Here is a 15,042-nt window from a genome sequence, read left to right on the forward strand (position 1 = left end):
GCGGCAAGGAAGTCAACGAGGTGTTCTTCGATGATGTCGAAGTGCCTTACGAGAACCTGATCGGCGAGGAGAACAAGGGCTGGGATTATGCAAAATTCCTGCTCGGCAACGAGCGCACCGGCATCGCCCGTGTCGGCGTCTCCAAGGAGCGGCTGCGCCGCATCCGCGACCTCGCCTCCAAGGTCGAATCCGGCGGCCGTCCGGTGCTCGAGGACCCGTCGTTCCGCGACAAGCTCGCGGCCTGCGAGATCGAGTTGAAGGCGCTCGAACTGACCCAACTGCGCGTCGTCGCCGACGAAGGCAAGCACGGCAAGGGCAAGCCTAATCCGGCCTCGTCCGTGCTCAAGATCAAGGGCTCGGAGATCCAGCAGACCACCACCGAGCTTTTGATGGAAGTAATTGGCCCGCTGGCTGCGCCTTACGACGTCCATGGCGACGATGACAGCAACGAGACCATGGACTGGACCGCCCAGATCGCGCCGAGCTACTTCAACAACCGCAAAGTCTCGATCTACGGCGGCTCCAACGAGATTCAGCGCAACATCATCTCGAAGGCCGTGTTGGGGCTTTGAGCCGCTGCAGCGATACCAACTGTAGTCATCCCCCGCGAAAGCGGGGACCAGTACGCCGCAGCGATCCTGATCGACCTCGACGCCGGCGATTACTGGATCCCCGCTTTCGCGGGGATGACAGTGCAATGAATAGTGACAATTGCGGCACATCAACGCCCGCGTTTTAGAGAGCAATGACATGGATTTTGATCTGTCCGAGGAGCAGCGGCTCCTGAAAGAGAGCGTCGATGGCCTGTTGGCCGACGCCTATGATTTCGAAGCCCGCAAGAAGTACATGGCCGAGCAGGGCGGCTGGAGCAAGACGATGTGGGGCAAGCTCGCCGAGCAGGGGCTGCTCGGTCTGCCCTTTGCCGAAAGCGATGGCGGCTTCGGCGCTGGCGGCGTCGAGACCATGATCGTGATGGAGGCGATGGGCCGCGCGCTGGTGCTCGAGCCTTATCTGGCCACCGTCGTGATCGCCGGCGGCTTCCTGCGCCATGGGGCGTCAGCCGCGCAGAAGAGCGCGCACATCCCTGCTATCATCGACGGCAGCAAGACTTTCGGCTTCGCGCAGCTCGAGAAACAGTCGCGCTACGACCTGTTCGATGTCGCGACCTCGGCGAAGAAGAAGGGCGACGGCTGGGTCATCGACGGCGAGAAGTTCGTCGTCCTCAATGGCGACAGCGCCGACATGCTGATCGTCACGGCGCGCACCAAGGGCGCGCAGCGCGACAAGACCGGCATCGGTGTCTTCATCGTGCCTGCGAATGCCAAGGGCGTCACCCGCAAGGGCTATCCGACCCAGGACGGCCTGCACGCCGCCGACATCACCTTCACCGGCGTCGAGGTCGGCGCAGACAGCGTGATCGGCGATCCCGAGAACGGCCTGCCACTGATCGAGCGCGTGGTCGATGAAGCCCGCATCGCGCTGTGCGCGGAAGCGGTCGGCCTGATGGACGAGTCGCTGAAGACCACGGTCGAGTACATCAAGACGCGCAAGCAGTTTGGCGTCGCGATCGGCTCGTTCCAGGCCCTGCAGCACCGTGCGGCCGACATGTTCGTGGCGCTGGAGCAGGCGCGCTCGATGTCGATGTTCGCAACCATGGCGGGCGATTTCGACAACGCCAAGGAGCGTTCGACTGCGATTGCGGCAGCCAAGGTGCAGATCGGCAAGTCCGGAAAATTCGTCGGCCAGCAGTCGATCCAGCTCCATGGCGGCATCGGCATGACCATGGAAGCCAAGATCGGCCACTATTTCAAGCGGCTGTCGATGATCGAGAACACCTTTGGCGACACCGACTACCACCAGCGCCGCGTGGCCGAGGCGGGCGGGTTGATCTAACTAAGTGCCGTCATTGCGAGGAGCGAAGCGACGAAGCAATCCAGCCTTTCCGCTCAGCGGCTCTGGATTGCTTCGCTGCGCTCGCAATGACGGCGGAATACGGAGGAAACAACAATGAAAAACATCCCCTTCGATCTCACCGGACAGGTCGCCGTGGTCACGGGCTCCAGCCGCGGCATCGGCCGCGCCTCGGCTGAACTCCTGGCGCAGCTCGGCGCTAAGGTGGTGATCTCGAGCCGCAAGGCCGATGCCTGCCAGGAAGTTGCGGATGGCATCAAGAAAGCCGGAGGCGACGCCCATGTCATTGCCTGCAACATCTCGCGCCGTGCCGAGGTCGACGCGCTGATCGACGGTGCGGTGAAGCACTATGGCAAGGTCGACATCCTCGTCTGCAACGCCGCGGTGAATCCCTATTACGGCCCGCTGCTCGACATATCAGATGAAGCCTTCGACAAGATCATGGGCTCGAACGTGAAGAGCAATCTCTGGCTCTGCGCCAAGGCGATGCCGGCGATGGCCGAGCGCGGCAAGGGCTCGGTGGTGATCGTGTCGTCGATCGGCGGACTGCGTGGCTCGACCGTGATCGGCGCCTACGGCATCTCCAAGGCGGCGGATTTCTCGCTGTGCCGCAGCCTCGCCGGCGAATGGGGGCCGAAGGGCGTGCGCGTCAATTGCGTCGCGCCGGGCCTCGTCAAGACCGACTTTGCCCGCGCGCTGTGGGAGGACGAGGCACGGCTGAAGCAGCGCTGCGCCACCACGCCGCTGCGCCGGATCGGCGAGCCCCACGAGATCGCCGGCGCCGTCGCCTATCTCGCCTCCGATGCCTCAACCTTCATGACCGGCCAGACCATTGTCGTTGACGGCGGCGTGACCACGGCGGCGGTGTAACTTCGCTCCACACGACGGATCGCCCCTCTCCCCTTGTGGGAGAGGGTGGCTCAAGATCGCGAAGCGAGATTGAGACGGGTGAGGGGGGTCTGTCTCCGCAAGCGCGTATGCCGAGAGAGACCCCTCACCCGCCTCGCTTCGCGAGGCACCCTCTCCCGCAAGGGGAGAGGATAGCACTGTGCGTGTAGTAATCGCCTTGACCTCCGCTTTCCAATCCGCTTGCTTGGGCGTCCCACAACAGCTTTCCCGGGATGAAACGTCATGTCCTTCGTGTTGGCCATCGATCAGGGCACCACGTCCTCGCGCGCCATCGTGTTCCGCTCCGACATCTCGATCGCGGCGACTGCGCAGCAGGAATTCCCGCAGCATTTCCCGGCGTCCGGCTGGGTCGAGCACGAGCCGGAGGACATCTGGACCTCCACAATCATCACCTGCCGCGATGCGCTGGAGAAAGCGGGCCTCAAGGCCAAGGACGTCGCGGCGATCGGCATCACCAACCAGCGCGAGACCACCGTGGTGTGGGACCGCGCCACCGGGCAGGCCGTGCATCGCGCCATTGTCTGGCAGGACCGCCGCACCGCCGATATCTGCGCCCGGCTGAAGAATGAGGGCCACGAGCCCAAGGTCTCGGAGAAGACCGGCCTGATCATCGATCCTTATTTTTCCGCCACCAAGGTCGCCTGGATACTCGATCATGTGCCGGGCGCGCGCGAGCGGGCCGAGGCCGGCGAGCTGATGTTCGGTACCGTCGACTGCTATCTGCTGTGGCGCCTCACCGGCGGCAAGGTGCATGCGACCGACGCCACCAACGCTTCGCGCACCCTGCTGTTCAACATCCACACCGGACAGTGGGACGACGAACTGCTGAAGCTGCTGCGGGTGCCGCGCTCGATGCTGCCGGAGGTGAAGGATTCCTCGGCGCATTTCGGCGAGACCATCCCCGATCTGTTCGGCGGTCCGATTACGATCGCGGGCATCGCCGGCGACCAGCAGGCCGCGACCATCGGCCAGGCCTGCTTCACGCCGGGCATGATGAAGTCGACCTACGGCACCGGCTGCTTCGCACTGCTCAACACCGGCACCACGCCGGTTGTCTCGAAAAATCGCCTGCTGACCACGATCGCCTATCAGCTCGGTGGCGTCCGCACCTATGCACTGGAGGGCTCGATCTTCGTCGCGGGCTCGGCGGTGCAATGGCTGCGCGATGGGCTCGGCATCATCAAGCACGCCGCGGAGACCGGGCCGCTCGCCGACAAGTCCGACTCGATGCAGTCGGTCTATCTGGTGCCGGCCTTCGTCGGCATGGGCGCGCCCTACTGGAATCCGCGCGTGCGCGGCGCGCTGTTCGGGCTGACCCGCAACACCGGTCCGGCCGAGCTCGCGCATGCGACGCTGGAGAGCGTCTGCTACCAGACCTACGATCTCTGGGCGGCGATGCGCAACGACTGGCCGGACGCGTCCGCGGCCACCATCGTGCTCCGCGTTGATGGCGGCATGACCGCGTCGGACTGGACCATGCAGCGGCTCGCCGACCTGCTCGACGCGCCGGTCGACCGCCCGATGATCCAGGAGACCACGGCGCTCGGCGCGGCCTATCTCGCGGGCCTTCATGCCGGCGTCTACCCGGAGCCCTCGCGCTTCGCCGACAATTGGCGACTCGAGCATCGCTTCAGGCCGGCGATGAGCGTCGCCACGCGCGAGCGCAAACTGAAAGGCTGGGCGCGCGCGGTGAAGGGCGTGCTCGCCAGCGACGAGGGGGAGTAACGAGCGATGATGCGCGCCGCTACGACTGCGTGCCGTCCTTGCTCGTCACCTCCTGCGCTTCCAGCATGATTTTCAGCGTGTCGGCGCTGAGCTTGCCGGAGGTGAACGGGATGTGCCGCTCAGTCGCCTCGCCGCGCGTTCCGGGTGGAGACAGGTTGGAGCGTGGAGCAGGTGCGGGCAGCGGGCCATCGTCGATCTCGTCCGCCTCATCGGAGCCGTCTGTCGCGCGCTTGCGCCAGACGCCGACGATGCCGCGCTTGCGCCGGGTTTCCTTCGGCTTGGACGGCTCAGGCGTGGCGACAACAGGCGGCAGCGTATGATGGCGCGACACGAGCAATGCTCCGCTGTTCCCGTGATGGAACATCAGCGCCTGATTCGCTGTAATGCGGCCAGTGACGATTTGGTCAGGTCGCGCCCTGATGGTTGCATATTAAAGTTTACGCCAAAATTGGCTGCCCCGTCAGCCGCGCATATCGCGTGGCCTGGACGGCGCCGTCATTTCCGCCGCATCGCCTCCGGCGCGTCCGGCTGTGCCAGCGGATGCGCCTGGGCGAAAGCCGGCAGCGCCATCGCCGTCTCGAAGATGCGCGTCGTGATCGGGTAGGGCGTGAGATCGATGTCCTGCATGACCGCGATCGAGACGTGGCCCACCATGCAGATGTCGGCCATCGTCGGGGCATCGCCATGGCAGAAGCGGCCGGTGTCCCTGTGGCCGCCAAGCTGCGCCTCCAGCGTCGTCAAGGTTTCGACGATCCAGTGCTTCCGCCAGGCGGCCTGCGCGTTCCGGTCGAGCTTGACAACGTCATTGAGATATTGGCGGACGCGCGGCACCAGCAGCGGATGTCCCTCGCAGGCCACCATCAGTGCCAGCGCGCGTGCCCGCGCGCGGCCTTTGATGTCGGCGGGCAGCAGCGGCGGCGCGGGAAACGCCTCGTCGAGATAATCGAGGATGGCGATCGACTGAAACAGCACGGTGCCGTCGTCGAGCTCCAGCGCCGGCAGCGCCATCTGCGGATTGACCTTGGCGTAGTCAGCGCCGCGCTGCTCGTTGTGGTCGATATCGACCAGCACGACCTCATGCGCGGCGTTCTTCAGGTTGAGCGCGATGCGCACCCGAAAACTCGCCAGCGATCGCCAGAAGGAATAGAATTTCATGATGCATCCCTGCTCGGTCGGACCGTGCCGGAGAAACTATGCGAGTTCGTTACAGCTCGCGCTAGTAATAAGACTGTCATCGCCCGCGAAGGCGGGCAATCCAGTATTCCGGGAAAGTGTTGATCGATCGAGGGGCTGCGGCGTACTGGATGCCCCGCTTGAAGCGGGGCATGACAGCAGGGGTGGAGCGGCTGCCTTCGCCAAAGCAGACAATGAGAGATAACTACTTCGCCCCCACCGCCTTCTTGCGCCAAGCCAGATGCACGGCGCAGGCGCAGCCGGGGGGATGGCCGGCGAGCTCCTTCGACGCCGCATCGTCGGCGCTGCTGTCGTTGGCGGGCACCGCCGCTGCAATCGACGCCGCGGCGTCCTTGGGGCGCGCCGCCTGCGAGGGGATGTAGTTGAGGATCGGCGCCAGCCAGCGCTCGATCTCCGCCGCGCTCATGTTCTTACGGGCGGCGTAGTCCTCGACCTGGTCGCGCTCGATCTTGCCGACGCCGAAATAGAAGCTCTCCGGGTGCGAAAAATACAGCCCCGAGACCGACGATCCCGGCCACATCGCAAAGCTCTCGGTCAACTGCACGCCGGAATTGTTTTCGGCATCGAGCAGCGCGAACAGCGTCGCCTTCTCGGTGTGGTCGGGCTGCGCCGGATAGCCGGGCGCCGGTCGGATGCCCTGATACTTCTCCAGGACCATCTCCTCGTTGGAGAGCGCCTCGTCCGGCGCATAGGCCCAGAACTCGCGGCGCACGCGCGCATGCATGCGCTCGGCAAAAGCTTCCGCGAGACGGTCGGCCAGTGCCTTGACCAGGATCGAGGAGTAGTCGTCGTTGGCGTTCTTGAAGCGGTCGGCGACGACGTCCTCGCCGATTCCCGCCGTGACGACGAAGCCGCCGATATAGTCGGGAATGCCGGAGGCGCGCGGCGCGATGAAATCCGACAGCGCGGTATTGAATCGGCCCTCGCGCTTCTCGAGCTGCTGGCGCAGCGTGTGCAACGTCGCGATCTGCTTGGTGCGCGTCTCGTCGGCATAGACGACGATGTCGTCGCCCTCGGCATTGACAGGCCAGAAGCCGATGGTCGCGCGCGCGGTGAACCATCTCTCCTTGACGATGCGATCGAGCAGCTTGCGGGCGTCGTCATAGAGCGCGCGCGCGGCCTCGCCGACGGTGGCATCGTCGAGGATCGCCGGGAAACGGCCGGCCAGCTCCCAGGCCTGGAAGAACGGCGTCCAGTCGATATATGGTACGATCTCGGCGAGATCGTAATCGGCGAAGCTCTTCAACCCCAGGAATGTCGGCCTCACCGGCGGTGTCTTGGCGAAATCGACCTTGGTCGCGTTGGCGCGGGCCGCGGCCAGGGCCAGGCGCTTCTTGTTGGCCTGGCCGCGCAGATGCGCTTCCGCGATCCTGGCATATTCGCTGCGGACGTCGTCGGCATAGGCGCCGCGGCGCTCCGGCGATAGCAGCGAGGAGGCGACGCCGACCGCGCGGCTGGCGTCGTTGACATGCACGACCGGGCCGTTGCGGTAGTTCGGATCGATCTTCACCGCCGTGTGCACGCGGCTGGTGGTGGCGCCGCCGATCAACAGCGGCATCTGCATGTTCTGCCGTTCCATCTCGGCAGCCAGATAGGCCATCTCGTCGAGCGACGGCGTGATCAGGCCGGAGAGGCCGATGATGTCGGCCTTCTCGGCCTTTGCCGCGTCGATGATCTTCGCCGCCGGCACCATGACGCCGAGGTCGACCACCTCGTAGTTGTTGCACTGGAGCACGATGCCGACGATGTTCTTGCCGATGTCGTGGACGTCGCCCTTGACGGTGGCAAGCACGATCTTGCCGGCGGAGGAGCGACCGTCGCCGGCGATGCCGTTGGCGAGATTTCGCGCCTTCTCGGCCTCCATGAACGGCATCAGATAGGCGACCGCCTGCTTCATCACGCGCGCCGACTTCACCACCTGCGGCAGGAACATCTTGCCGTCGCCGAAGAGGTCGCCGACCACGTTCATGCCGGCCATCAGCGGCCCCTCGATGACGTGAAGCGGGCGCTCCGCCGCCGCGCGGGCTTCTTCGGTGTCCTGCTCGATATATTCGGTGATGCCGTGCACGAGCGAATGCGCGAGCCGCTTCTCGACCGGCCATTCGCGCCAGGCGAGATCGGCTTCCTTGACCTGCTTGCCCTGGCCGCGGAATTTCTCCGCCAAGGCCAGCAGCCGCTCAGGCGCCGCCGGATCGCGATTGAGAATGACGTCCTCGCAAACCTGGCGCAGCTCCGGATCGATGTCGTCATAGACGATCATCTGCCCGGCGTTGACGATGCCCATGTCCATGCCGGCCTTGATGGCGTGATACAGGAACACCGAATGCATCGCCTCGCGCACCGGCTCGTTGCCGCGGAACGAGAATGACAGGTTGGAGACGCCGCCCGAGATATGCGCGTGCGGCAGGTTCTGGCGAATCCATTTGACGGCTTCGATGAAGTCGACACCGTAATTGTTGTGCTCCTCGAGCCCGGTCGCGATCGCAAAAATATTCGGATCGAAGATGATGTCCTCGGGCGGGAAGCCGACCCGCTCGATCAGGAAGTCGTAGGCGCGCTTGCAGATCTCGGTCTTGCGTTCGTAGGTGTCGGCCTGGCCCTTCTCGTCGAACGCCATCACCACGACGGCGGCGCCATGACGGCGCGCGATCGTCGCTTCGTGCAAAAATTTCTCCTCGCCTTCTTTCAGCGAGATTGAGTTCACCACCGGCTTGCCTTGCACGCATTTCAGGCCGGCCTCGATGACGTGGAATTTCGAGGAATCGACCATGATCGGCACGCGCGCGATGTCAGGCTCGGCCGCGACCAGGTTGAGGAAGGTCCGCATCGCGGCTTCTGAATCGAGCAGGCCTTCGTCCATGTTGACGTCGATCACCTGGGCGCCGTTGGCGACCTGGTCGCGCGCCACCTGCAGTGCCGCGGTGTAGTCGCCGGCGGTGATCAGCTTGCGGAATTTCGCCGAGCCCGTGACGTTGGTGCGCTCGCCGACATTGACGAAGGGGATCGCGGGCGTCAGCTCGAACGGCTCGAGGCCGGAGAGCCGCAGCCGCGGCGCGATCTCAGGCACCGCGCGCGGCTTGTGCGGGGCAACGGCTGCGGCGATCGCAGCGATATGGTCGGGCGTGGTGCCGCAGCAGCCGCCGACGATGTTGACGAGGCCATCGCGGGCGAACTCGCCGACCAGCCGCGCCATGTACTCGGGCGTCTCGTCATACTCGCCGAATTCGTTGGGCAGGCCGGCGTTCGGGTAGGCGCAGACCAGGGTATCGGCGACGCGGCCGATATCGGCGATATGCCCGCGCAGATCTTCAGCGCCGAGCGCGCAATTGAAGCCGATCGTCACCGGTTTGGCGTGCCGCACCGAATTCCAGAACGCCTCCGGCATCTGGCCCGAGAGCAGGCGGCCGGACTTGTCGGTGATGGTGCCGGACACCATCACCGGGATGTCGATGCCACGCTCATCGCAAAGCTCGGCGATAGCATAGAGCGCGGCCTTGGCGTTGAGCGTATCGAAGATGGTCTCGACCAGCAGGATATCAGCGCCGCCGTCGAGCAGGCCTTTCGCCTGTTCTCCGTAAGCAATGCGCAGGTCGTCGAAGGTCACGGCGCGATAGCCGGGATTGGCGACGTCGGGCGAGATCGAGGCGGTGCGGTTGGTCGGGCCCATCGCGCCGGCGACGAAGCGCGGCTTGCCGTCCTCAGCCGCGACCTGCTCGGCGGCATTGCGCGCCAGCCGCGCGCCTTCGAAATTGAGGTCGTAGATGATGTCGGTCAGGTCGTAATCGGCCTGCGCGATCGTCGTCGAGGAGAACGTGTTGGTGGCGACGATGTCGGCGCCGGCGCGCAAGTACTGCGCGTGGATGTCCTGGATCGCCTGCGGCTGGGTCAGGATCAGCAGATCGTTGTTGCCGCGCACGTCGCGGTGAAAGTCCTTGAAACGCTCGCCGCGGAAAGCGGCCTCGTCGAATTGCAGCGCCTGGATCATGGTGCCCATGGCGCCATCGAGCACCAGGATGCGCTTCGATGCGGCGGCGAGCAGGGCAGTACGTTTAGCAGACACGGGAGCACTCATCAGGCAGCGGCTTTCTTGACGGGCTTGGTCGGGCGTATGCCGAGCAGATGGCTGATCGCGAACACCAGATCGGCGCGGTTCATGGTATAGAAATGGAAGGTGTCGACGCCGCGCTTGGCGAGCTTCTGCACCTGGCCGGCGGCAACCGTCGCCGCCACCAGCTTGCGGGTCTCGGCATCGTCATCGAGCCCGTCGAATTTCTCCGCGAGCCATTGCGGCACCGTGGTGCCGGCGCGGGTCACGAAGCCGCGGGCCTGCTTGAAATTGTGCATCGGCATGATGCCGGGCACGATTGGGATGTCGATGCCGCGGGCGCGGACGCGGTCGAGGTAGCGGAAGTAGAGGTCGTTATCGAAGAACACCTGGGTAATGGCGCGGGTGGCGCCGGCATCGACCTTGGCTTTGAGAATGTCGACGTCGGCCTTGAAGTCCAGGCTTTCGGGATGCTTCTCGGGATAGGCCGAGACCGACACCTCGATATCGGGGTGACGCTTCTTGATGCCGGCGATCAACTCCGGCGAGCTCTGATAGCCGTCGGCGTGGGTGTAATAGGGCGTGCCGATGCCGCCGGGCGGATCGCCGCGCAACGCCACGATGTGGCGGACGCCGACCTCATGATAGCGGTCGACGATCTCGTCGATCTCGCCGCGCGCGGAGCCGACGCAGGTCAGATGCGCGGCCGGCAGCAGGCTGGTTTCTTTCAGGATGCGGGAGATGGTGGCGTGGGTGCGCTCTCGCGTGGAGCCGCCGGCACCGTAGGTCACCGAGACGAAGTTCGGCTCCAATGGCGCAAGACGCTCGATCGAGGTCCACAGCGTCTTGTCCATCTCCTCGGTCTTGGGCGGAAAGAATTCGAAGGAGATTTTCGGCCGCGTCAGCCCGGCGGCTCCATTGGCGATGGGCGTCGTCAGGTCGGTCATGGTTTCAGGCGCTCCGTTGGGCGTCGATATCGGTTCATGGCCCTCCGCGCGGGGGCCTAGTGCCGTAAGATAAGTGAAACGCGGTGGAACCAATAGCCCACTCGCTATGGGAAATTGCCCACTACGTGCCGAAATTTGTACGTTAAGCTTCGAGGTCTTGATGACTGCGCTGTCAAAATTTCCAAAAATTCAGGAATTAATCCGACATATTCCGCGATTTGGCCGAAAAGAGAGTGGGCAGGACGTCAGTTTGGTCGGAATATCGACTTTTTAGCCCACCAAAAATCGGGTCCCCCCTCCCAATATCATCGTCCGCAAAGGCGGACGATCCAGTACGCCGCGGCCGCTGGATTCAAGCGCTGCTGTCTCGGAATAGTGGATCACCCGCTTCGCGGGCGATGACACCGAGAATCCAATGGACGCACGGTGCGAAACGCTCCGGACAACCTTTGCGCCGCGCTCGAGTACCGCTAGCTTAGCCGAATGATCCCGCTCTCAGTCCTCGACCTCTCCGTCACCACGACAGCCACCAAAGCCTCCGTGGCGCTGCGCAACAGCATCGATCTGGCTGTGCATATCGATGGCCTGGGCTACGTCCGCTACTGGACCGCCGAGCATCACAGCCTTTCGTCGGTCGCGAGCCCGGCGCCCGACGTCATGATCGGCCAGATCGCCGCGGTCACCAAACACATCCATGTCGGCGCCGGCGGAGTGATGCTGCCCAACCACGCGCCGCTGGTGGTCGCCGAACGCTTCAAGATGCTGGAGGCGCTGTTTCCCGGCCGGATCGATCTCGGCCTGGGACGCGCGCCCGGCACCGACGGCACCACGGCCTATGCGCTGCGCAGCCGGCTCGACCGCCGCGAGGGCGACGACTTCCTGGAGCGGTTGCACGAACTGACCTTGTGGGAAACCCGCGAGTTTCCGGACGGGCATCCCTATCACAATGTGATCGCGATGCCGGATGACGTGCCGCTGCCGCCGATCTGGCTGCTCGGCTCCAGCGACTATTCGAGTGAGCTCGCGGCGCAGGTCGGAATGGGCTTCGCCTTCGCGCATCATTTCGCCAGCCATGACGCCGTCACAGCGATGGTCAATTACCGCGCCCGTTTCCAGCCCTCGCGCTGGCGTGCTACGCCGCATGCGATCCTCGCGGTGGCCGTGGTCACGGCCGAGACCGATGCCGAGGCCGACCGTCTCGCGTCCTCGATGGACCTCAATCGTCTCAGGCGCGACCGCGGCACCTATGCGCCGCTGCCGAGCCCGCAGGAGGCGCAAGCCTATCCCTATACGGACGCCGACCGCGCCTCGATCGCGCGCAACCGCAAACGGCTGTTCGTCGGCTCGCCGGCAACCGTGATGGCAAAGCTGAAGCCGATGATCGAGGAAAGCCAGGCGGACGAGTTGATGGTGATCTCGGCGATCTTCGACCATCAGGCGCGGAAGCGGTCTTACAGCCTGCTGGCGGAAGCATTTGGGTTGAAGGCGCCATAGCCTCTTGCTTTCATTCCGGGGCGATGCGCAGCATCGAACCCGGAATCCGATCTTGTTGTGAGAATGCAAGCCAAGCTCGAGATTCCGGGTTCGAGGCCTGTGGCCTCGCCCCGGAACGACAGCCTCTATCACTCGCTCGCTCCGCTGAACGTCGCCCGGAACGGGTGACCGGGATAGACGCCGACGATGCGGAATTCGCGGGAGAAGAACTTTAGCTCCTCGATCGCGTAGGCGAGGCCCTTGTCATCGGGATGGCCCTCGACATCGGCATAGAACTGCGTGGCGAAGAACTCGCCGTCCACCATGTAGCTTTCCAACTTGGTCATGTTGACGCCGTTGGTGGCGAAGCCGCCGAGCGCCTTGTAGAGCGCGGCGGGCAGGTTGCGCACCCGGAAGACAAAGGTGGTGACTAGCGGGCCGGAGTTTTGCACGGCCCATTTCGGCTCGCGCGCCAGCACGACGAAGCGCGTGGTGTTGTGAGCCTCGTCCTCGACGTTCTCGGCGAGGATATCGAGCCCGTAGATTTCGCCGGCCAACCGCGTGGCGATCGACGCGCTGGTCTTGTCGCCGCGTTCGGCCACGATGCGGGCGCTGCCGGCGGTATCGGCTGCGACGATCGCCTTGATGCCGAGCTTGCGGATGATGTTGCGGCACTGGCCGAGCGCGTGGACATGGCTCTCGACCGTCTTGATGTCGCCGAGCTCAGAGCCCTTGATGCCTAACAGCTGGTGGTGAACCGGCAGGAACCATTCGCCGACGATGTGCAGGCCCGACGCCGGCAAGAGATGATGGATGTCGGCGACGCGGCCCGCCACCGAGTTCTCGATCGGGATCATGCCGAGATCGGCCTCGCCCGAGGCGATCACAGCCAGCGCGTCCTCGAAGGTGGGACAGGGCATCGGCTCGGCGTCCGGATAGGCTTCGGACACGGCGATGTGGGAATTGGCTCCCGGCTCGCCCTGGAATGCGATTTTCAATATCTTGGTCATGAGGCGCCTTGTAGCAGCCGCTCACCCCTTGGAAAGGGCGCGGCGGGCAGTTTCGAGGTCGGGCAGAGTGTCGACCCCGCGCGGGACGGTGTCGACGATGCCGATGTCGATGCGCATGCCGGCTTCCAGCGCGCGAAGCTGCTCCAGCTTCTCCTGCAGCTCCAGCGGCGAGGGGGGCAGGCTGACGAAGCGTTCCAGCGCGGCGCGACGATAGGCGTAGAGTCCGATATGGTGGTATTGCGGTCCGTCACCATGGGGGGCCGAGGCGCGGGTGAAATACAGTGCGCGCAGTCGCCGCGGCCCGATCGGCGAGCCCACGGCCTTGACCACGCTTGGGGCGTTGCTCTCTTCCGCGGTGTGAATCTTGGCCGCCAGCGTTGCAATATCGACGGCCGGATCGGCCAGCGGCGACAGCACGTCGCGAATGTTGTCCGGGCGGATGGTCGGGAAGTCGCCCTGCAGATTGATCACGATCTCCGCCCGGCCTTCGGGATCGAGCTTGCACATCGCCTCGTGAATCCGGTCCGAGCCGGAGGGATGGTCGGGGCTGGTCATGACAGCTTCGCCGCCATGCGCCGTGACGGCCTGTGCGATCTCGGGCGTGTCGGTTGCCACCGCGACGCGGCCGATTGCTGCTTCCTCGGCCCGGCGCAGCACATGCACGATCATGGGAAGGCCAGCGATGTCGAGCAGCGGCTTGCCGGGCAGGCGCGTCGCGGCCATGCGGGCCGGAATCAGCACGAGGTTGCGAGAACGGGTCATCCTGGTCGAATGCGGCCTTCAGATATGCGGATATGAGTGGGGGAAGGGCAAAAGCAGGCCCGCTTATACGGGTTGCCAGACCACGGGCAAACCGATATCTCACTCCTGCCGAAGGGGGGAGGCAGCAATACCGATTCCTGAGGCGACCCATAATTTGCGATACACGGGTACGACCCGTGGTCCCGAACAATGCAATTCCCGCCTCGGAGCCTGACCGAAGATGGACTCCTTCGAACTCAATAAGATTCTCGGCGCCGTCCTCGCCTCCTGTCTCGTCCTCTTGGTCACGAGCTTCACTGCGAATGCGCTGTTTGCCCCCAAGATGCCGGAGAAGCCCGGCTTCGAAATTGCCGTGAAGGCTGAGCCGCCAGCCGGCGAGAAGGGCGGCGCCGCGCCGGCCCAAGCCGAACCGATCGAGAAGCTGCTCGCCAGCGCCTCCGTCGAGAAGGGCGAAGCCGCGGCCAAGAAGTGCCAGGCCTGCCACACCTTCGAGAAGGGTGGCCCGAATCGGGTCGGCCCGAACCTCTATGGCATCGTTGACGACAAGAGGGGCGAGGACCGCAACGGCTTCAACTTCTCGGCTGCGATGAAGGCCAAGGGCGGCACCTGGACCATCGACGACCTCAACCAGTTCATCACCAGCCCGAAGACCTTCATCCCGGGCACCGCGATGGGCTTCGCTGGCATCCAGAAGGCCTCCGAGCGCGCCGACGTGATCGCCTATCTGAACTCGCTGTCCGATAACCCGAAGCCGCTGCCCACCGCGGCCAAGTAAGCCCTTTTGTCTGGTGGGACGGCCTGATGCCGGTCACGGACAAGCAGAGCGATATCAAACGGCCAGGGTCATCCCTGGCCGTTTTCGTATGAGATGGCCGTTATTCGCAACGGTTTGGGACCTTTCGCCGCAGCGCGGCCGTTCACAAGCCGGTATCATGAGGAAAAAGCAAGGTTATTTGTCGAAACCTTGCCTTATATTGCCCCCTCAATGAGTGGAACTCGCGATCCCGGCCAGTTTTTTCCAGACGGCACGAACCACGGCTTGTTGTGGGAGTCATGCTCAAGAGAT

Annotated in this window: 12 protein-coding genes; 6 read left to right on the forward strand and 6 right to left on the reverse strand. The window is 64.4% G+C overall.

What is annotated here, in order from left to right; translation table 11 throughout:
* From WA702_RS03835 to glpK, 4 genes are all read left to right on the forward strand, one after another.
* The coding region (locus WA702_RS03835; RefSeq protein ID WP_425109202.1) for an acyl-CoA dehydrogenase family protein at positions 1-572 on the forward strand (572 nt) is incomplete at its 5' end.
* Between the two features lie 178 nt (positions 573-750).
* Entirely contained in the window at positions 751-1,893 is a 1,143-nt protein-coding gene (gene pimD, locus WA702_RS03840) for a pimeloyl-CoA dehydrogenase small subunit (RefSeq protein WP_425109203.1), read from the forward strand.
* A gap of 114 nt (positions 1,894-2,007) precedes the next feature.
* Complete coding sequence (locus WA702_RS03845) at positions 2,008-2,781, forward strand: SDR family NAD(P)-dependent oxidoreductase (RefSeq protein WP_425109204.1); 774 nt, start codon at positions 2,008-2,010, stop codon at positions 2,779-2,781.
* 261 nt (positions 2,782-3,042) lie between these two features.
* The gene (gene glpK, locus WA702_RS03850; RefSeq protein ID WP_425109205.1) at positions 3,043-4,545 is read left to right on the forward strand and encodes a glycerol kinase GlpK; all 1,503 of its coding nucleotides are present in this window, start codon (positions 3,043-3,045) and stop codon (positions 4,543-4,545) included.
* Positions 4,546-4,564: 19 nt separating this feature from the next.
* Here the strand turns inward: glpK and WA702_RS03855 are convergent, their stop codons facing one another.
* The 4 genes from WA702_RS03855 to metF form a co-directional block, all read right to left on the reverse strand.
* Positions 4,565-4,876: a hypothetical protein gene (locus WA702_RS03855; protein ID WP_425109206.1), complete on the reverse strand. Its 312-nt coding sequence runs from the start codon at positions 4,874-4,876 to the stop codon at positions 4,565-4,567.
* Between the two features lie 164 nt (positions 4,877-5,040).
* Complete coding sequence (maiA, locus tag WA702_RS03860) at positions 5,041-5,700, reverse strand: maleylacetoacetate isomerase (protein WP_425109207.1); 660 nt, start codon at positions 5,698-5,700, stop codon at positions 5,041-5,043.
* A 223-nt stretch (positions 5,701-5,923) separates the two neighbouring features.
* Positions 5,924-9,811, reverse strand: a complete 3,888-nt coding sequence (gene metH, locus WA702_RS03865) for a methionine synthase (protein WP_425109208.1) — start codon at positions 9,809-9,811, stop codon at positions 5,924-5,926.
* Complete coding sequence (gene metF / locus WA702_RS03870; protein WP_425109209.1) at positions 9,811-10,731, reverse strand: methylenetetrahydrofolate reductase [NAD(P)H]; 921 nt, start codon at positions 10,729-10,731, stop codon at positions 9,811-9,813. Before metF ends, metH begins: the two co-directional genes overlap by 1 nt.
* 483 nt (positions 10,732-11,214) lie before the next feature.
* Between metF and WA702_RS03875 the strand changes: the two genes are divergently transcribed.
* Positions 11,215-12,225 carry an LLM class flavin-dependent oxidoreductase gene (locus WA702_RS03875; protein WP_425109210.1) on the forward strand — a complete coding sequence of 337 codons (1,011 nt, stop codon included), beginning with the start codon at positions 11,215-11,217 and terminating at the stop codon, positions 12,223-12,225.
* A gap of 128 nt (positions 12,226-12,353) precedes the next feature.
* Here WA702_RS03875 and WA702_RS03880 read toward each other — a convergent pair whose 3' ends face one another.
* Both WA702_RS03880 and WA702_RS03885 read right to left on the reverse strand, forming a co-directional pair.
* Positions 12,354-13,214: a prephenate dehydratase gene (locus tag WA702_RS03880; RefSeq protein WP_425109211.1), complete on the reverse strand. Its 861-nt coding sequence runs from the start codon at positions 13,212-13,214 to the stop codon at positions 12,354-12,356.
* Positions 13,215-13,235: 21 nt separating this feature from the next.
* Positions 13,236-13,976 (reverse strand): 3-deoxy-manno-octulosonate cytidylyltransferase, encoded by a 741-nt coding sequence (locus tag WA702_RS03885; protein WP_425109212.1) that lies wholly within the window; start codon positions 13,974-13,976, stop codon positions 13,236-13,238.
* 220 nt (positions 13,977-14,196) lie between these two features.
* Here WA702_RS03885 and WA702_RS03890 point away from each other — a divergent pair, with 220 nt between their 5' ends.
* Entirely contained in the window at positions 14,197-14,751 is a 555-nt protein-coding gene (locus tag WA702_RS03890; protein WP_425109213.1) for a c-type cytochrome, read from the forward strand.
* Positions 14,752-15,042 lie beyond the last annotated feature (291 nt).

Source organism: Bradyrhizobium sp. (assembly GCF_049798375.1).
Lineage (GTDB): Bacteria > Pseudomonadota > Alphaproteobacteria > Rhizobiales > Xanthobacteraceae > Bradyrhizobium.